General features: G+C 60.0%; 18 protein-coding genes, 1 tRNA gene and 1 pseudogene. 13 read left to right on the top strand and 7 right to left on the bottom strand.

Annotated elements, in window-relative coordinates; translation table 11 throughout:
• Positions 1-58 precede the first annotated feature (58 nt).
• The 9 genes from AC5I5I_RS25125 (at position 59) to AC5I5I_RS25085 (ending at position 7,497) form a co-directional block, all read left to right on the top strand.
• Positions 59-1,087, top strand: coding sequence for an LLM class flavin-dependent oxidoreductase (locus AC5I5I_RS25125; protein WP_495977773.1), 1,029 nt, complete (start codon positions 59-61; stop codon positions 1,085-1,087).
• A gap of 5 nt (positions 1,088-1,092) precedes the next feature.
• Positions 1,093-2,235, top strand: a complete 1,143-nt coding sequence (gene leuB, locus AC5I5I_RS25120; protein WP_495977771.1) for a 3-isopropylmalate dehydrogenase — start codon at positions 1,093-1,095, stop codon at positions 2,233-2,235.
• A 60-nt stretch (positions 2,236-2,295) separates the two neighbouring features.
• Positions 2,296-3,210, top strand: a complete 915-nt coding sequence (locus AC5I5I_RS25115; RefSeq protein WP_495977769.1) for a methylenetetrahydrofolate reductase — start codon at positions 2,296-2,298, stop codon at positions 3,208-3,210.
• A 17-nt stretch (positions 3,211-3,227) separates the two neighbouring features.
• Positions 3,228-3,923 (top strand): aldolase/citrate lyase family protein, encoded by a 696-nt coding sequence (locus AC5I5I_RS25110; protein ID WP_495977767.1) that lies wholly within the window; start codon positions 3,228-3,230, stop codon positions 3,921-3,923.
• A gap of 287 nt (positions 3,924-4,210) precedes the next feature.
• Complete coding sequence (locus AC5I5I_RS25105; protein ID WP_495977765.1) at positions 4,211-4,420, top strand: cold-shock protein; 210 nt, start codon at positions 4,211-4,213, stop codon at positions 4,418-4,420.
• Positions 4,421-4,568: 148 nt separating this feature from the next.
• Entirely contained in the window at positions 4,569-4,775 is a 207-nt protein-coding gene (locus AC5I5I_RS25100; RefSeq protein ID WP_495977763.1) for a hypothetical protein, read from the top strand.
• Positions 4,776-4,986: 211 nt separating this feature from the next.
• The gene (locus AC5I5I_RS25095) at positions 4,987-6,135 is read left to right on the top strand and encodes a YjgN family protein (protein WP_495977761.1); all 1,149 of its coding nucleotides are present in this window, start codon (positions 4,987-4,989) and stop codon (positions 6,133-6,135) included.
• 30 nt (positions 6,136-6,165) lie between these two features.
• Positions 6,166-7,302 carry a M48 family metallopeptidase gene (locus AC5I5I_RS25090; RefSeq protein WP_495977759.1) on the top strand — a complete coding sequence of 379 codons (1,137 nt, stop codon included), beginning with the start codon at positions 6,166-6,168 and terminating at the stop codon, positions 7,300-7,302.
• A 120-nt stretch (positions 7,303-7,422) separates the two neighbouring features.
• Positions 7,423-7,497: transfer RNA gene (locus AC5I5I_RS25085), tRNA-Glu, on the top strand.
• Positions 7,498-7,509: 12 nt separating this feature from the next.
• Here AC5I5I_RS25085 and AC5I5I_RS25080 read toward each other — a convergent pair.
• From AC5I5I_RS25080 to AC5I5I_RS25070, 3 genes are all read right to left on the bottom strand, one after another.
• Complete coding sequence (locus AC5I5I_RS25080) at positions 7,510-8,607, bottom strand: tyrosine-type recombinase/integrase (protein WP_495977757.1); 1,098 nt, start codon at positions 8,605-8,607, stop codon at positions 7,510-7,512.
• 248 nt (positions 8,608-8,855) lie between these two features.
• Complete coding sequence (locus tag AC5I5I_RS25075; RefSeq protein WP_495977755.1) at positions 8,856-9,344, bottom strand: hypothetical protein; 489 nt, start codon at positions 9,342-9,344, stop codon at positions 8,856-8,858.
• 140 nt (positions 9,345-9,484) lie between these two features.
• Positions 9,485-10,171: a hypothetical protein gene (locus tag AC5I5I_RS25070; RefSeq protein WP_495977754.1), complete on the bottom strand. Its 687-nt coding sequence runs from the start codon at positions 10,169-10,171 to the stop codon at positions 9,485-9,487.
• Here AC5I5I_RS25070 and AC5I5I_RS25065 point away from each other — a divergent pair.
• Positions 10,170-10,307, top strand: a complete 138-nt coding sequence (locus tag AC5I5I_RS25065) for a hypothetical protein (protein ID WP_495977752.1) — start codon at positions 10,170-10,172, stop codon at positions 10,305-10,307. The two genes, AC5I5I_RS25070 and AC5I5I_RS25065, sit on opposite strands and share 2 nt — an antisense overlap.
• Positions 10,308-10,437: 130 nt before the next feature.
• Here AC5I5I_RS25065 and AC5I5I_RS25060 read toward each other — a convergent pair whose 3' ends face one another.
• Both AC5I5I_RS25060 and AC5I5I_RS25055 read right to left on the bottom strand, forming a co-directional pair.
• Positions 10,438-10,701 carry a hypothetical protein gene (locus AC5I5I_RS25060; RefSeq protein WP_495977750.1) on the bottom strand — a complete coding sequence of 88 codons (264 nt, stop codon included), beginning with the start codon at positions 10,699-10,701 and terminating at the stop codon, positions 10,438-10,440.
• Between the two features lie 275 nt (positions 10,702-10,976).
• Positions 10,977-11,920: pseudogene (locus AC5I5I_RS25055) on the bottom strand (IS1595 family transposase).
• Positions 11,921-13,540: 1,620 nt separating this feature from the next.
• Here AC5I5I_RS25055 and AC5I5I_RS25050 point away from each other — a divergent pair.
• On the top strand, positions 13,541-13,924 hold the full coding sequence (locus tag AC5I5I_RS25050; protein ID WP_495977748.1) for a DUF2391 family protein: 384 nt from the start codon (positions 13,541-13,543) through the stop codon (positions 13,922-13,924).
• 310 nt (positions 13,925-14,234) lie between these two features.
• Here AC5I5I_RS25050 and AC5I5I_RS25045 read toward each other — a convergent pair whose 3' ends face one another.
• On the bottom strand, positions 14,235-14,870 hold the full coding sequence (locus AC5I5I_RS25045) for a ferritin-like domain-containing protein (protein WP_495977746.1): 636 nt from the start codon (positions 14,868-14,870) through the stop codon (positions 14,235-14,237).
• A 9-nt stretch (positions 14,871-14,879) separates the two neighbouring features.
• A complete protein-coding gene (locus AC5I5I_RS25040) occupies positions 14,880-15,146 on the bottom strand; it encodes a hypothetical protein (protein WP_495977744.1) in 267 nt (88 codons plus the stop codon).
• Positions 15,147-15,463: 317 nt separating this feature from the next.
• Between AC5I5I_RS25040 and AC5I5I_RS25035 the strand changes: the two genes are divergently transcribed.
• Both AC5I5I_RS25035 and AC5I5I_RS25030 read left to right on the top strand, forming a co-directional pair.
• Positions 15,464-15,910, top strand: a complete 447-nt coding sequence (locus tag AC5I5I_RS25035; RefSeq protein ID WP_495977742.1) for a hypothetical protein — start codon at positions 15,464-15,466, stop codon at positions 15,908-15,910.
• Entirely contained in the window at positions 15,907-16,428 is a 522-nt protein-coding gene (locus AC5I5I_RS25030) for a DUF2243 domain-containing protein (RefSeq protein WP_495977740.1), read from the top strand. Before AC5I5I_RS25035 ends, AC5I5I_RS25030 begins: the two co-directional genes overlap by 4 nt.
• The last annotated feature ends 205 nt before the right edge of the window (positions 16,429-16,633 follow it).

Raw genomic sequence — 16,633 nt, 5'->3', positions numbered from 1 at the left:
TTTGTCTGCGCGAGGACTGCCGCGCAAGATCAAGAAAAGGCTGCCAAGGGAGTGTTTCGTGCTGAGGTTCGGAATTTTCGATCATCTCGATGCCGATGGATCTCCGCTGGGGGAGATGCTGGAGCACCGGCTCGGGCTCCTCGAGGTGATGGACCAGGAAGGCTTCTATGGCTTTCACATGGCCGAGCATCATTCGACGCCGCTCGGCTGGGTGCCCTCGCCAAGCGTATTCGTGTCCGCCGCGATCCAGCGCACCAGGCGGCTGCGCATCGGCCCGCTGGTCTACGTTCTGCCGATGTACCACCCGCTGCGTGTCTTCGAGGAAATGTGCATGCTCGATCACATGAGCAATGGACGTTTCATGCTCGGTGTCGGCCGTGGCGCAGCCATGGTCGAGCATCAGCGCTATGGCGTCGATCCGGCGCATGCGCCCGCGATGTATCACGAGGCCTATGCGGTGATCATGAAGGCGTGTAACTCCGACATTCTGAATTTCGAGGGCAAGTACTACAATTTCAAGGATTACCTCGTTCAGTCGAAACCGGTGCAGCGCCCGCATCCTCCGGTCTGGTATGGCGCGCCGAATGCCGATGCTGTCGGCTGGGCGGCGCCGAATGCGGTCAACATCGTGTCGCTCGGGCCGGCCGCGCGCGCGCGTGCGATTACCGACCGCTATCGCAAGGACTGGGCGGAACTGGGCCGCAACGCCGCCGAGATTCCGATGATGGGTATCACCCGCCATATCGTCGTCGCCGACAGCGACGCCGACGCAAAGGCCATGGCGCGGCCCGCCTATGCGATCTGGCGCGAGGCGATCGAGATGTTGTGGAAGCGCTCCGGCGTGCCGTTCGTTCTCAACCCGGTCTATCCGGAAAGCTGGGACGAACTGGAGGCGATCGGGCATGGCGTCGCCGGAAGCCCTGCAACGGTGCGCGATTATGTCGGCAGATTGCAGGCGGAAAGCGGCGTCAATTACGTGTTGGGGCAGATGATGTTCGGCCACATGTCGTTCGAGCAGGCGTCGCATTCCATCCGCCTGTTCGCGCGCGAGGTGATGCCGGCTTTCACGGCGCGTGCGGCGGCCTGACGGCGATGAGCGCAGCCAACTCGCGCAAGCGCATCCTCATCCTGCCCGGCGACGGCATCGGGCCGGAGATCATGGCCCAGGTGCGGCGCGTGGTGGAATGGTTCGCGTCCAGGCGCGGTCTCGATATCGACCTGCGCGAGGAACTGTTCGGCATACCGGCCTGGCATGCGCACGGCTCGGTCCTGCGCGACGAAACATGGAACGAGATCGAAGCCGCGGACGCGATCCTGTTCGGTGCGATCGGGTCGCCGGAATACGATGCCATCCCCGGCGTGCGCGAGGGCACCGGGCTCCTGCGCATGCGTGTCGAATTGAACCTTTTCATCAATCTGCGGCCGGTTCGCGCGTTCCCCGTTCTCGCTGCGGTGTCGCCGCTCCGGCCCGAGGTGCTGGGCAACACCGATCTCGTGATCGTGCGCGAATTGACCGGCGGTATCTACATCGGCCAACCCCGCGGGATCGAGACGGCCGATGGTGTGCGCCGCGGCGTGAATACCATGGCCTATAGCGAGCCCGAGATCGAACGGATCGCGCGCGCTGCATTCGAACTCGCGCGCACCCGTAGCGCTCGCGTCTGCTCGGTCGACAAGAGCAACGTGCTGGAGGTGAGCCGGCTGTGGCGCGAGGTGGTGCAGACCCTGCACGATACCGACTATGGAGACGTCGCGCTGTCGCATCTGTTCGTCGACAATGCCGCGATGCAGCTCGTGCGCGCGCCCGCGCAATTCGACGTGTTGCTGATGGAGAACCTGTTCGGCGATATCCTGTCCGATATCGGCGCCGCGGTCGGGGGCTCGATAGGCATGCTGCCGTCGGCCTCGATGAACGGCATGTATGCGGGCGGAGAGCGGCGGCATCGCGCGCTGTATGAGCCGATCCATGGCAGCGCGCCGGATATCGCGGGCAGGGGCATCGCCAATCCGTGCGGCGCGATCCTGAGCTTTGCGATGTGCCTGCGCCATACCTTCCTGCGGCCGGACGAGGCCGATTTCCTGGAGGCCGCCGTGATCCGGGCGATCGCCGGTGGTGCGCGCACCGCCGATATCGCGCTGGCGGGTCATCCGCCGGTCTCCACCGTGGCGATGGGCAACGCGATCCTGGGCGAACTCGATGCGATGGCCGATGTGCCAGCCGCTGCCCACGCTTGACGGGGCTCCGCGATTGAGGCCTCTAACAGCGTCACTCCTCTCATCAATGCGTGGTCCCGTATGTCATCCGCTCCTGCGCGTCTCGAAGACACCCTGAAATCCGGCAAATTCGTCCTCACCGCCGAAATCACCCCGCCGGTGTCCTGTGACAAGAACGATCTTCTGGAGAAGGCGCTGCCGCTGCGCGGGCTGGCCGACGCGGTGAACGTCACCGACGGCGCCGGTGCCCGCGCGCATATGGACTCGGTGACCGCCGCCACCATCCTGCTGATGAATGGGATCGAGCCCATCCTCCAGCTCACCTGCCGCGACCGTAACCGGCTCGGGCTGCAGGGCGCGCTGATGGGCGCCGCCGCCATGGGCGTGCGCAACCTGCTGGCGCTGCGCGGCGACGATCCGACGCAAGGCGACCAGCCCGAGACCAAGCCGGTCTTCGATCTCGATGCCCGCGGCCTGCTCGCCACGGCAGCCCGCATGCGCGATGCCGGCGAATTGCCGTCGGGCAAGAAAATCGGCGGCAAGGCGGATTTCTTCCTCGGCGCCGCGGATGCACCCATCGATCCCGCACCCGACTGGAAGCCGGCCGGCCTCAAGGGCAAGGTCGAGGGCGGCGCGCGCTTCGCGCAGACCCAGTTCTGCATGGATGCCGGCGTGCTGCGCCGCTACACCCAGCGGCTGACCGAGGAGGGCGTCATCCCCGGCCTCTCGATGATCATCGGCGTGGTGCCATTCCGTTCGGCGAAGTCGGCGCGCTGGATCAAGGAGAAGCTGTTCGGCTCTGTGGTGCCGGATGCGATGATCGACCGCATGGAGGCGGCCGCCGATCCGGTCGCCGAGGGCAAGGCGATCCTCACCGATTATCTGATGGAAATTTCCGAAATCCCCGGCGTTGCCGGCGCGCATATCATGGCGCCGATGAATGACGACGCGGTGCCCGAGGTGATCGAGGCGTTCCGGAAGCGCAAGGCCGGATAACGCGGACAGGCGGGCCGATGTCTCGGATTCGTGAGTCTTTGAAAGCCCGCCTCGCGTGCCGCGATTTCGTTATCGGCATCGCGCCGAAATTCTCGTCCGCCGATCTCGTGGCCGCGCTGGCTCCGCGCTTCGACTATATCTTTCTCGATTGCGAGAATGCCGGGCCGGATGTCGAGCGCATTCCCGATCTCGTGCGCGCGGCGCATGCGGGCGGCGCCGCGGCGCTGCTTCGCCCCTGGTCGAAGGGCATAGGCGTGCTGCGGCGCTATCTCGGCTGCGGCATCGACGGCTTCATCATGCCGGATGTGGAGAGCGCGGAGGAAGTCGCATCTGCGCGCTCGCTGATGGCCGAGATCCATCCGGCCGACGCCGACACCATGCTCTATTTCGCGCTGATCGAGACCGTGCGCGGTGTCGAACAGGCGCGCGATATCATGCTCGCCGATGGCTGCGATGCCACCCAGATCGGCACATCGGATCTCGCGGTGTCGATCGGGCTGCCTCGGCGCGGCGACCATGAAAAGGTTCGCGATATTGCCTTCCGGCTGCTGGAGCTGGCGCGCGCGCTCGGCAAGTCGGCCGGCTGTCCGGTGAACAAATACGGCGTGCAACCGGTAATCGACGCCGGCGGCAATTGCGTGATGCTGTTCATGCCCGACGTGCTGTCCGCGGGCGTCGATGCGACGATGGCCGACTGGCCGGTGCGAAAATAGGGGCTCAATTCGTCAGGCGCGCTGCGACCGCATCCGGTCTACAGGTGCAAATGCACTGATTGCATTTTGAATCGAGCACGCCGAAAACTGGCGCCCAACATCCCGCACCGCCATGCGGTTGCTTTTTTGGGGCCATTGCCCTATATGGGTGGTTCGAGAGCTTTTCGGCCGAATACGTGGCCCGTCGATAAGACGCGCCTGACAACGACATTCACCTCAAAATCTCGAAACGAACCGGCCGCGTTCACGCGCGGCTCTATACACGCATATATGAAGGATAGGCTCCCATGCAGACGGGAACCGTGAAGTGGTTTAACGCAACCAAGGGCTTCGGATTCATCCAGCCGGACGACGGCGGACAGGATGTCTTCGTGCATATCAGCGCCGTCGAACGCGCAGGCATGCATGGCCTGAACGAAGGCCAGAAGGTCTCGTTCGAGGTCCGTGCTGACCGCAAGACCGGCAAGTCCTCGGCCGACAATCTGAAGGCCGCCTAAGGCACAGCGAGCGGGCCTTTTGCCACGGATGTACTGGCAAGGCCCGCTTTTTGAGCGGCGACGCAGCGCGTCGCCGTGAACTCTGCCTCCTGTAACCATTTCCCCGCGAAATGGCAGCGTCCAATATCCGGCAGGGAGGGGAGGTATCATGGCTGAAAAGCAGACAGACGCGGACAAGCTTGCCGCGATGAAGGAATACCGCTCGCAGCACGATGCTGCGGTCGATCGCATGGCGGCGCTCAAGGCCGCCCGTCTCGCCCGCGATGCCGGGGCTTCGGATGCCGAGGTCAAGGCGCTGGCGACCAAGAAAAAGCCGGCTGCCAAGAAAGCGGCCGCGAAGAAGAAGAAGCGCTGAGGCGTTCTTCATAGGCGACAGCAGCGGGCTGCAAACAGCGAACCGCGCGATTTCGCCAACAATCCGTCAACCATTCTGATTATCTTGATCCCGGCTTGAACCGTTTTCATACCGGTGACGACGCATGCACGGGGGCGTAACCCCTGCGGGAGAAAGCCCGCCCGAATCCCCGCGGCCCGATACCGGGCCCGATCAGGAACGCGTGGTCGCGATGCATAAGCCGTTTTCGGTGCCGTTGATTCCGCAGGGCGGTGACGCCGTCCCCCAGGCCATCGTCTTTACCGGCGAGCGCGGCGAATTCCGCAAGCTCGTCACCCGCGGCGCGTTTCTCGAACTGATCACGCTCGGCTTCTACCGCTTCTGGCTCGCGACCGATATCCGCCGGCATTTGTGGTCGCATACCGAGGTGCATGGCGACGCTGCCGAATATACCGGCACTGCGAAAGAACTGTTCCTCGGCTTCCTGGTCGCGATGGCGATCCTGGTGCCGGTCTATGTCGCCTATTTCTTCGCCGGCCTCGAAGCCGAGCGGATACAGGCCTTCGCCTCGATCCCGCTGATCGCCTTCCTTTATTTGTTCACGCAATTCGCGCTTTATCGCGCCCGGCGCTATCGCATGACGCGCACGGTGTGGCGCGGCGTTCGCTTCAACATGGGTGGCTCCGGCTGGTCCTATGCGTGGCGCGCGGCGCTGTGGACGTTGTGGGTGTGGATGACGCTCGGCCTTGCGCTGCCGTGGCGTGCTGCCGCGCTCGAGCGATTCAAGATGCGCTACACCTCCTACGGAACGCTGCAGGGCTCGTTCGAGGGAACGGCCGGGCAATTCTTCAGGCAGGGCTGGTGGCTGTGGCTGCTGATGTGGCCGTCGGCATTTCTGATCTTCCCGATCCCGTTCTTCTACGCGATGTACAAGGCGATCGAGTGGCGCTGGTGGGTCAACGGCATGCGCTTCGGCGCGGTGCGGTTCGAAAGCGATCTCGATATCGCCGATCTGATGGGCTTTTACTGGAAGGTGATCGGCTGGCTGTGTCTGGTTTTTGTTCTGATGGCGATGTGGTTCGCGGCGGTGCTTGCGGTAGGGCATGCCGTCGCCGGCGGTGCGCTTGAAGGCGAGGCGAAGTTCGCGGCGGTGATGGGACACCCTGCCATTCTGGTCGGCATGGGTCTCGGCTATCTGATTGCAGCGTTGGCGTTCAACGTGATCTTCCGCATCTATCTGGTGCGCGACTTGTGGGCCAAAATCGCCGAGACCAGCGTGGTGCACAACATCGCGGCGGCCGACAATGTTGCGGTGATGGGTGATGCAGCGAGCGCGATCGGCGAGGGCTTCGCAGACTCACTGGATATCGGCGGGTTCTGACGCCATATCTCCAGCACCAAAGATACGGCGATGACCGATACGCAGACGCAGGACACGCACAGCCAGGACAGTGGCGCCGTCTTCTACGATGGCACCTCCAACCGCAAGCGCAGTGTCACGTTGCGCCTTGGTGATGCGCTGGACATCTTTGAGGACGGCTTAGTCGTCGCAACCTGGCCCTATGCCGATCTGCGCCGCGCCGATGGCAAGAGAGGACTGAGACTGTCATGCGTGAGCGCCCTGCCGCTGGCGAGGCTTGAAGTCCCCGATCCCGACGCGGCGTCGAAACTCGCAGCGCTTTGCCCGCAACTCGATGCGGGACGCGGCCCGGCGCAGACCGGACGCATCGTGGCGTGGTCGGTCGCGGCTGCGGTCTCGATCGTGCTGGTCACGATCTACGGCATTCCGCTGCTGGCAGACCGGCTCGCGCCGCTCGTGCCCTTTGCCGTGGAAAAGCGGATCGGCGAGGCCGTCGACCGGCAGGCGAAGGCTGTGTTCGGCGGACAAGTCTGTGCGCGGCCCGACGGGCAAGCGGCGTTCGACAAGATGATGGCGAAGATCAGGGACGCGAGTGGCTTCGATGCTCCGCTCGAGGCGCAGGTGCTCTCCTCAAGCGTCCCGAACGCCTATGCGCTCCCGGGGGGCAAGGTCTATCTGCTCGACGGGCTGCTTCAGCGCGCGAGGAATGTCGATGAAGTCGCGGGTGTCATGGCGCACGAACTCGGCCACGCGCATTACCGCGACGGCCTGCGCAAGATCATCCAGACTGGCGGATCATCCTTTTTGATCGGCCTTCTGTTCGGCGACGTGACCGGCGGCTCTGCGGTGCTGTTCGCGGCGCGCTCGATCGTCGATGCATCCTATTCGCGCGAGGCGGAGAGCCGCGCCGACGCCTTCACCGTCAAGGCCATGAACGGACTCGGCCGCTCGCCGCGCCCGATGGGCGAATTTCTGGTGCGGATTACTGGTGGTGGCAAGGTCGCCACCGTGATCGACAGCCATCCGCTCAGCGCCGACCGGCTGGACCGCATGAAAAAGGAGGATCGCGGGGTGACCGGCCCGCCGATCCTGACCGAGCAGGAATGGCAGGCGCTGAAGCAGATCTGTGCCGACGTGAAGAAGGATGCCGGCAAGGGCTCCGAACGCTTCATCGACCGCAAGAATTGACCGCGGGACCGGCTGGCGGCGCGGGCGCGCAGGAAATGCGCTTTCCGCCCGGACTGCCAGCGCTTCGGCCCGGCCTCGGCTTGCGCCCGCGGCGGATCGCGGCTATCTGGAGGCCCTGATGCTCCCTTCGTCTAGCGGTTAGGACGCGGCCCTCTCAAGGCTGAAACAGGGGTTCGATTCCCCTAGGGAGCGCCAAGGTGTTCGCTTTCACTCTGATTTTCCTTTTGTTTTGTCGACTTTCCCCAAACGCTCAGAAGCGGTTTGGGGAAACCTGTTCGCCTTATATCCCTCAAGTCTGATTACGGCGTCGACCGCGAGGCCGGCTTGATCGGCTTCCTCAGTGTACCGCTCGGCTTCCGCAAGCGAAGTGTGTCCGAGGATCGCCATAATCATCTTCGCAGTTGCACCGGCTTCCGCAAGTAACCGCCCGGCGGCTTTGCGCAGGCCATGCGGTTTGCAATCGAGTGGTAAACCAGCTTCAGAGATTGCTTCGCGCATCCATCCGCTGAAACCGTCGACTGTGAACGGCTTACCGTAGGCCGTCGTGATAAGCACGATATGCTGCATGTCATAGGCATCTAGTGCTTCAATGGTGTCGCGATGCAGAGGGATCAATAGTTCGCGGCCCGTTTTTTGTTGTTTTATCCTGATCCTGCGGTCGAGCGTGATGTGTGTTTGGGCCATCCGCACCACGTCCGAGCGGCGCTGCCCCAAGTTCAAAAAAAGGTGGAATGCCGTCCGCTGCTTTGTGCCGAGCGCCCAGCGTCTTTTGAATTGCTCGATCTCGCTGTCGGTCCAAGAACGGACCTTTTTGATTTTCGGTCTTTTGATGCCGATCGACGGATCGTGCTTCAACCATCCAGTATCGACCGCGTGGCGGATCAGAATGCGAAGCTTTTTGAGGGTGTCGAGTGCAGCACCTGGACGATCGGCGTATGGTTGCATAATTCCGGTAATGATGCGCTCTCGTGAGAGGCCTGCCACTGTACGGTGACCATGCATAGTGCGAAGCATTTCCAGACGGCTGATATAGCCGGCCTTGCTCGTGTCGCGCAGTCCAAGGTATTCCGCGCTTTTCATATATGAGACGATGAGCGCCGCGAGAGTGCCCGGAGCCGCGTGCACGAAACGCTTGCGAGGGGGGGAAGCTTGGCCCAGCAGTGCAGCCTTGTAGGCCTCAAGAAATTCGGCGCTTGTCGGGTCGCTGGGCAACCGAACGCGTGCACCCTTGCCTCTGCGAAACGAGAGGTACGTATGCCCCTTAACGTGATTGCGCTCAACGTGAGGCGGCAGCTTGCGGGGCATCCACATCACTCCAAGTTTCGTCTCCGGTTTCGGTAGTTTCTGCTGGGAGCTCATCAACTGCGATGTCAAGCTCGCGCACGTCCCAAGCAATACGGCGGTCGCACACGCGCTTCGCGCGCGGCATTCGACCGCTTTCCACCATTCGGTCAAATGTGTTTGGGGAAACGTTAATGTAAGCCGCGGCGGCCTCCCTATTAATTAGGCGAGGCGGAAGAGTAGCTGGGAGGGCGGAATGGCGCGGCATGTCTTCAGTCGTCCGAACCTTCGATACCTAATATGGACCTTTCATACTCCAGACGCTCTCTAATCAGTCTGCGGATGGTGCTTATGTTAAAGTGCATCGAGAGAAAAATGGCGCCAGCCGCAGGATACTCCTTGTTTTCATCAGCTTCGTGATTGGGGTTATACGCGCTTGCATCGATGAAAAAGCCAGCTGTGGTTCCCCGCACGTACACGACATTCAAAGATGGGTTGTGATTTCGGTCGCGCAGCGAGCTCTTCAGCTCACATGCCAACTGGCCAGCCCGACGAGGAAGAACGTTCAACTCTAGTAATCGAGCAAAAACAAAGAGAGCTACGAGGTCGTCCTCCTTAAACAAGCGGACCGAACCAGCGACCGTACTCGGCGCGCATTCGTAATAATTGTTAGCGACGGCCTCGTTAAATCTCTGGCGGTCGAGATTCACTACGCGCATTGCCACAGCGCTACGCACCTGAGTTTTTTCGAACTTTTCCATATTTAAAACCGACTCAAGCAGAGACGGTAAGCTTTAGTATAAAGCTATCGAAATAGCAATAGGTCGTAGTCCCAAATACGCACTTATATACTTGACAAAAGTGACACAGAACACAAATAAGGGCCGACAGGCCGGCACGACTACTTGCGCTCCTTCCGCCGCAGAGGTTGCCCTTTGCGCTCACGCTTTCGCTCGCGCCTACCAAGTTTGGCGGCGGTCTTTGGCTGATCGTGAGATTGACCTGATCCCCGTCGCAGAGGCGAACGGGGATGGATTATTTCGAATTTTCCTGTGTGAGCTTGCCAGCGGTATGCCTCGCTGAGTTCCGCATTTAATAGGCGCAGCCATGCTGCCGCCTCGAATAGTTCGAAGGCTTCAATTGTTTCTGGGTCCGTGGCTTCTGGATGTCGCGTGGCCGAAGTTTTCGGCAGCGCCACTAGAGTGGCGAAATGCAGCTTTGTTTCAGTTGCGTCCAGAACGGCGTATGTGTGCGCAACCTTGTTTCTTAGTGGGCGAATATAATCGTCAACGATATTAAGTCGTGCGATTAGGTTCGGACCTAGTAGGCTTTCTTTTTCTGAGGCGCGCCGGAGCCGTTCTATCTTTGTCTTGATGTCCATGCCTCTGGTTAAAAGGTCGAAAGACTGTAGCTGGGTTATTTTGGTAGCCTTGGCCAGCATCAGAGTAATTCGCAGTTCTACGATAGCGTAGGCTGCGGTAAAGAACCCGATAAGGAAGTGGAGTTTTTGGTCAGGCCCTTCCTTCAATCGCTTATCGAGCGATTCCTGGAGAAACTTTAGGTCGTCGGCTGAGGTCCAAAACTTCATGGCTAAAAAACCCGATCAAGAGATAGAGGCGACCAAGCGCCTAATGGGCGCTCTTGTGCGCATGAAGCCAAAGCCGCACGAGGAAATGAAGGTTGGTGGCAAAAAGAAGAAGGCGAAGAAGAAGCCCGGCAAGTAGGCCGGACTTCCAATTTTTGGAGTTGTCTGATGCGCCTGTTTATTCTCGATATTGTGGCCCGCGTATTGGGCTTTCACATCAAGGTTGGCGACATCAGCTATGGTAGGCCATCAATGGCTGCTACCGAGGATTAGAACCGTGCGTCAATCCATGCGTTTGTGCCTTGGAATGCCTTCCGGTGTGCTGGCTTTTTCGCGAACTCAATCACTACCATCTGGTCGTCTTCATCAATGAAGCCGACGAGATGGTCGCGCAACTCTGTCGACGTGCAGTTTACGTCCAGCAGATACATTGAACGCAGGCACTTGTGCGCATCAAGGCGCTTAAACTCGGCCCAGAGTTCGGGATAGTCTTTGCGCTTAACGAGGTCGTAGCTAACAGTGAAACAAGCCATTTTGGCCTCCGTAAAGAAGGCTGGTCTTGACCTCAGGCGCGATTGGATTCATTGTCCAACCGTTGGAGTCGACTGCCCCGCTGCCAGCCCAAATGGACGCGGGTTAAATCGAAAAAGGGCCGTTCGGATGTCTCACCATCCGGCGGCCTCGTTCGATTCAAGGTTGCAATAAATTTACTAGATTCCCCAGGTTGCAGCAAGAACCTAACGGGAACGGCGGGAACTTACCCCGCATTCTCCCGCTCCTCCACGCCAGAAACCGTCGCGCGGTGTCCTTAAGATAGCGAGGATTTTGAGCCGTCAGTCGGCCGGTACGTCAGGCGCTTGCCTTCGATACCCTTCATGGCAAGGGCCGTCCGTTCCCCGTCATTGACGCCAAGGCCGGAGCGATTGTTGTAGCGGAATTCGAATTCCGAGAGACTGCGGTGCAAATGCTTCTCGTTGCAGAAGCGATAGGTGCGCCCATGCCGCGCTTGAACTGGCCGAAGAAGTTTTCGACGTTGTTCGTGGTGTAGCCGTTTTCGTTCACGTACTCGCGGCCAGCGTGAAGCACGGTTTGATGGTCGGCATATTGTGAGCCGAGGAACTTATAGATACCGGCTTCGCCGGTACCGAGCGTGGCCTTGCGCATGACGTTTGTGAAAACGATGTCGCAGACCTTATCGACCGATATGCCTTGAACATGGAACGCGCGGGCTTTGCCGCTGTCATCCACGAGCGCCAGCACCGATTGCTTGTGCTTGTGGCCCTTGCGGTAGTTCTTCGCGCGCTTGGACGTGTTGCCATAGTAAGTTTCGTCAGCTTGCACAGAGCCGCTATTCCCGCCCATGGGGCCGGGAGCAAGGTCTTTCATGGCTTCGCGCAAGCGATGCATCATGAACCAAGCGGTCTTGTAAGTGACGCCAAGGTTGCGGTGAATTTCGTGGGCAGAACAGCCGTTCTTCCCCGAATTCATCATGTGAGCGGCCATCCACCACTTGGTCAGGGGGACTTTGGACCGCTCGAACACGGTGCCAACGGTCACAGTGAACTGGCCCTTGCACTCGTTGCAGTAATGCAGGCCGGGACGCGCGGATTTAGTCGTGATCTTGGCGATACGATCAGGATGGGAGTTGCCGCAATGAGGGCAGATAGGACCTTCGGGCCAGCGAACGGCTTCCAGCGCCTCGCGGGCGGCTGTTTCGTCCTGAAAGATGGGGTCCTGGAACACGGCGGTCATTGGTCAACCCTTTCGATGTTGACAATATCGCCCCTATCCGAACTTTTGTCAAGTATATAAGTGCGCCCAAATGCCTATGGGCATACTGGAATCTGGTGTGGCATGGCACACGAACCTCCCACGCGTGTGCGGGTGCTTAAGTTCGTTCGGTAGGACAGATACGGATATGTATTGGTCCGGGCCCCGACAATTTAGAATTCAATTCGCTCAGGATTCCGCCCGAGATTTAGCCCAGTTTGATACTGACCTCTCGCACTTCGAACTACAGCACACCACCCGCGCATTAGACAATTGCGTCGGCGGCTGCATGGGAATTCGACTGTAGGCAAAGCCGGTCTGGCATCTGAAGCGAAGTCGAAAAATTCATGGTCTCCCACGTCGTGAGCGAGGAGAGGGCTACTGCAACCTTAAACTTGTACCGAGATCAGGCCCGCCGAAGAGCGACGGGCCCGAACTAAGACTTTAGCCTTATTTCCTTTTCTGAGGTTTGGTCACGGTGTCATTCCTTTGGCCAGGGGCAAACTCCTTAGCTCCGCCTGGCGCAGTTTGCCGCTGGCCGGGCGCTGCGTTTTTAGCTCCCCCCGGCGTGGACTGCTGTTGCCCGGGCGCGAGGTCCTTAGGCGCGGGTTTGTTCTGAGCAGCCGCTGGCGATAATGCCAATCCGAGCGCGACACCTGCAATTGCGAGCTTCTTCATCTGAGTCTCCCTGGTTTACGCAATACAAATTCCCCACTTGCCCGCGTCGTTCCGTCGCGCAAATCGATCGGTTCTCAGTCGGCAACAGCATTGTCAGTCTCCGTCTCATCGTCTCTCCCGGGGCTTTGAAGCAACTTTGCGCTGGCGGAAAGTGGAACCGGGGTGAGAATGTAAGCCCTCGACTGGGCAGCCGAAAAGGAACGAGCGAGAGAACTTAAGATTGTGAGTGAGGGCGGTCGATAATGTCCTTTGTCCGGTGATCGCGCTGAAGGCCGGGCCGGATGTACGCACGGCCTTTTGTTTTCGGGTTGTTTTGTATGCGTCGCGGTGTCGTGTCTCAGTTGCAATCACCACAGCACCATGTCGGAAGACTTGGTCGAGATGGGATTCCGGCCCGACGAGAGCCTGGTAAAGGTGACCAAGAGGCTCGTCTGTTCCCGGTGCCACAGCAAGGCCGTGAGCGCATACCGGTTTGTGGATGATGAGCTTTCGCCTGTTCCCGGTAAATTAAAGCCCGGCCTTTCGCCCGGGCTTCAAGTTCCGGGGTCTCCTTGCCTTAGAGGAGGTCTTTAAGCCTTGGCAAATAACTTTCGGCCAAGGTTCCGCTGTTCCTCGACTTCCTCAAAATCTCAAGGGTTACGTCGCGCGAAGTTCCTAGGCTGATATCGACCTCAATGACTCTTTGGGGGGTAATATTGACCCGTGCACCAGCCAACCAATAACCGTGGCGCGATCGTGCCTGTCAGGGTCGGCCTGTCCGATGTTCGGGCCGTAGTCACAGCACGAAATAAAGCGGGCTTTCCTGGTCAGGAACAATAGTTCGTAGACCATATGGTGGCGATGGCCCTAGGATATTCGAGCACGCCTGTACGATGGGGCTGGAGGGTATTGTCTCCAAGCACGGGGGCGACCTTTGGCTCGACGTTGCTACACTACAGCGTTGCCGGCTATGCAATAGCTGTGCTCGTGAGCCTTTATGTGCTTTGGACATTCGGCCGCACGGAAGGTGTCTCGCTCTTCGATGGTGCGAAGATGGTGGCCGTTCTGGGTTTTCCTGCTGCCATTGGCGCAGCGTTGGCTCGTCTGCTTGTGTACGTCGAGATGGCATCACGAAGCAAATCCAAAGAGCAGAAGAAGCAAGCAGCTGGCAAACCCGTACTCGAATGGGTCGCCTCGATGTCCGGTTTGACGATCCTTGCTACTCTAGCCGCAATCCTTTCGTGGGATGGCTTGCAAAAGACTAAGGCTATGCCAGCAGTGGCCATCGAAAAGGGACGCATTATGGAATCCCGGCACAGCTACACGTAGAATTCGTTGCGAGGAACATTACCGGCGTCACTGCGTCGGATGTAATGGTGGAGGGCGTTTTGCGTCGCGACGGCCAGATTGTCGAGACCACTCAATCGCGGATGGATTCACTCGCGATCCTCGCCAGCACGACCTTGCGCTTCGAGCTCTAGGTTATTCCGAGCCATGAACTCCTCACGCATGAGGAGAAGCGTTTCGACACGCGCACCGGGAAAAAGTCCTGAAAGATAACAAAAAACCGCCCGGGTCGCCCCGGGCGGCAGAGACATCATGGCAGGACGATAAATCGAGAACGGCGCCCGAGCGTTCCCTACCTGTCGGCCTTTTTTCCCCTGACCTCCCGGTCGAGATAGGCGAGGGTGAGCTTGGCGACATTGGCGTCGACCCATTTCGCCATGCGCTCTTCCTCGGCGAGGCTTCGCTTCAGGAGCTGGACAGCCTTCCGGTCGTCCTGGCGCATCGCCATGGTGATCAGCGATTTATAGGCCGCGATCTCATATGCTTCGAGGGCCTGATTGGCGAAGGCGTTCTTCAGGATCTCGTCGCCTGCGGCCGAATGGGCAACCGCGGCCGAGTTCCCCATAACCTGCGTGACCAGGTCCTTGAGCATGGAGGGGGTCTCTTCATGCCGTTCCAGGATTTCATCGAGGCGTTGGACCTGCTGCTCGGTCTCCTTGATGTGATCGCGCAGACGCTTCGAGACGTCCGGATAGTTTTTGATCCGGTCCACCTGCCTCTGCATGACCTGAATGGCTTCCTTCTCGACGGCGTGGGCGTTGCGCAGGCCCACCATGTAGATTTCGTGGACTTCCTCGCTCGGGTCCGTCGCGACACGGGGCGCGAACCCGTTGCCGCGCGCCGGCGTGGTTTTGCGGGCGGTCTTGCGGCGTGAAGAGGATGCGGTGCGCGGCTGGCTCGCCGGCTTTCGCTTGGTGGCACGTGCCATAACGATGTCCTAACTCGCCTTGCGGCGGCTATAAGGTGAACGGTTTGCGGGGCGCAGCGAAATCCCTTCGCGGTGCGCCTTGCTGCGGATCGCGGCCGGGGGCCGCTGCAGTTTGAGGCTGATGACGCCGGTGGGCGTATTACCTTTCGCCAGTTGACGTAGTTCTTTTACTTCCGCGCTTTCCCAGGGCTCGCCCGAGCGGCGTTTGTATTTCGGGTTCGCCTTGCGCGGGCCTTTGCGCCCGATAGGCGAGCCAGGCCAGTTCGCTTTCGCCATATCTCCTCCCGGAACCGATTGCGTCCCGGCGGGTTAAGCGGCGTGCTCCGGAGAAGTTCCTAAGTGGCCGTGCCAACCCGGTGCTTCCTCTTGCCTCAGCTTGGCGTGACGATTGCGGTACCCCGCGAAATCAAAACGGCCGCCCTGAAGGCGGCCGCGGTCGACGGCGAATGAGGTCCTGCATTTATTCGCAGGATGGATGCCGGTTCGATCACCCGATCGACTTTTCATTCAATTAATCCGAGGTGGCTCACGAGCCATTTTGGTGCGACTGCAACCGGGGGAACCGTTTTGCGTTGTGGGTTTGGAGGCCTCAGATGCAAAACACCAGAGAGCGGGTGCCGGCCCACACCGATCGTGCCGTCACTGAACGGATCCGGCGGGAAACAGAGGAACGGGTTCAGTTTCTCAACGAGAACCGAGAAGAGATTCCCCGGCGTCTCAAGGAGCTGGACGAGGAGTGGGACATTGAACGCGCAATTGAGGCGAACGCGGCGGCGCTCGCTTTCGCAGGCGTGACTTTGGGAGCTGCGCACGACAAGCGGTGGCTGATCCTGCCGGGCCTGGTAACGGCTTTCCTGTTCCAGCACGCCATCCAGGGCTGGTGCCCGCCGGTCCCGATCCTGCGTCGTCTCGGTTTCCGCACGGCCTACGAGATCGAGGAAGAGCGGCGAGCCCTCCAGGCGGTACGCGGAGATTTCGATAACCTGCCCCGCGGGAGCGCAAGAGGTCTTGCTGCCTTGCAGATCGCTCGCTCCGTATGACCGCGATCTCCGATCGCGTCACGAGCCGCCATTTTCCCCTTTCGGCAGGCGTATTCTTCGGTCTCGGCCTGGGTGGATTTTTCGATGGCATCATTCTTCATCAGGTCCTGCAGTGGCATCACATGGTGAGTAGCTGGCATCCGCCGCATTCTGTCGAGAATCTCAAGTTCAACACGCTTTGGGACGGCCTTTTTCACAGCAGCACCTATATCTTCGTCCTGGTAGGGCTGTTCATCTTGTGGCGTTCGGCCCATCGCCAGCATCTGAACTGGTCCACCAGGCTTCTGATCGGATCGATGTTGATCGGCTTCGGTGCCTTCAACGTGGTGGAGGGCCTCATCAATCATCATCTGTTAGGCATTCACCACGTCAACGAGACTGTGCCACGCGACCAGTGGTTCCTCTGGGACCTCGGATTTTTGGTTTGGGGCGCAGTCATGCTGGTGGTAGGTTGGCTGCTCGTCCGGGCCGGACGCAGAACAGAAGCGAAAGTTCGACAAAGTCATCCAGCCCGCTAGCTGAGAGTAGGGATAGCGATCCAAACGCTAGCGCAGCGCGAAGGCCAAAGCCGCCGCTGCACCGGTCAATAACGCTGTCGCCAGAATCCAGAGCCAGGATGTTGGATAACCTGTTGCGCGCTCCGGGCCAGCAAAACCGTCTGGCCTCGCGAGCTCCTGCCCAGATGCCAGTCTGATCTGTTCCGCCGAAGGCGGATGTCCTCCG

The organism is Pseudorhodoplanes sp., assembly GCF_059499825.1.
Note: the sequence above shows the minus strand (reverse complement) of the source record. Positions and strands in the feature narration are given on the sequence as shown.

Excerpts from the sequence above, each read along its gene's own strand:
- leuB (WP_495977771.1), top strand. The coding sequence starts at position 1,093 with ATGAGCGCAGCCAACTCGCGCAAGCGCATCCTCATCCTGCCCGGCGAC.
- AC5I5I_RS25115 (WP_495977769.1), top strand. The coding sequence starts at position 2,296 with ATGTCATCCGCTCCTGCGCGTCTCGAAGACACCCTGAAATCCGGCAAA.
- AC5I5I_RS25110 (WP_495977767.1), top strand. The coding sequence starts at position 3,228 with ATGTCTCGGATTCGTGAGTCTTTGAAAGCCCGCCTCGCGTGCCGCGAT.
- AC5I5I_RS25105 (WP_495977765.1), top strand. The coding sequence starts at position 4,211 with ATGCAGACGGGAACCGTGAAGTGGTTTAACGCAACCAAGGGCTTCGGA.
- AC5I5I_RS25100 (WP_495977763.1), top strand. The coding sequence starts at position 4,569 with ATGGCTGAAAAGCAGACAGACGCGGACAAGCTTGCCGCGATGAAGGAA.
- AC5I5I_RS25095 (WP_495977761.1), top strand. The coding sequence starts at position 4,987 with ATGCATAAGCCGTTTTCGGTGCCGTTGATTCCGCAGGGCGGTGACGCC.
- AC5I5I_RS25090 (WP_495977759.1), top strand. The coding sequence starts at position 6,166 with ATGACCGATACGCAGACGCAGGACACGCACAGCCAGGACAGTGGCGCC.
- AC5I5I_RS25080 (WP_495977757.1), bottom strand. The coding sequence starts at position 8,607 with ATGCCCCGCAAGCTGCCGCCTCACGTTGAGCGCAATCACGTTAAGGGG.
- AC5I5I_RS25075 (WP_495977755.1), bottom strand. The coding sequence starts at position 9,344 with ATGGAAAAGTTCGAAAAAACTCAGGTGCGTAGCGCTGTGGCAATGCGC.
- AC5I5I_RS25065 (WP_495977752.1), top strand. The coding sequence starts at position 10,170 with ATGGCTAAAAAACCCGATCAAGAGATAGAGGCGACCAAGCGCCTAATG.
- AC5I5I_RS25070 (WP_495977754.1), bottom strand. The coding sequence starts at position 10,171 with ATGAAGTTTTGGACCTCAGCCGACGACCTAAAGTTTCTCCAGGAATCG.
- AC5I5I_RS25060 (WP_495977750.1), bottom strand. The coding sequence starts at position 10,701 with ATGGCTTGTTTCACTGTTAGCTACGACCTCGTTAAGCGCAAAGACTAT.
- AC5I5I_RS25045 (WP_495977746.1), bottom strand. The coding sequence starts at position 14,870 with ATGGCACGTGCCACCAAGCGAAAGCCGGCGAGCCAGCCGCGCACCGCA.
- AC5I5I_RS25040 (WP_495977744.1), bottom strand. The coding sequence starts at position 15,146 with ATGGCGAAAGCGAACTGGCCTGGCTCGCCTATCGGGCGCAAAGGCCCG.
- AC5I5I_RS25035 (WP_495977742.1), top strand. The coding sequence starts at position 15,464 with ATGCAAAACACCAGAGAGCGGGTGCCGGCCCACACCGATCGTGCCGTC.
- AC5I5I_RS25030 (WP_495977740.1), top strand. The coding sequence starts at position 15,907 with ATGACCGCGATCTCCGATCGCGTCACGAGCCGCCATTTTCCCCTTTCG.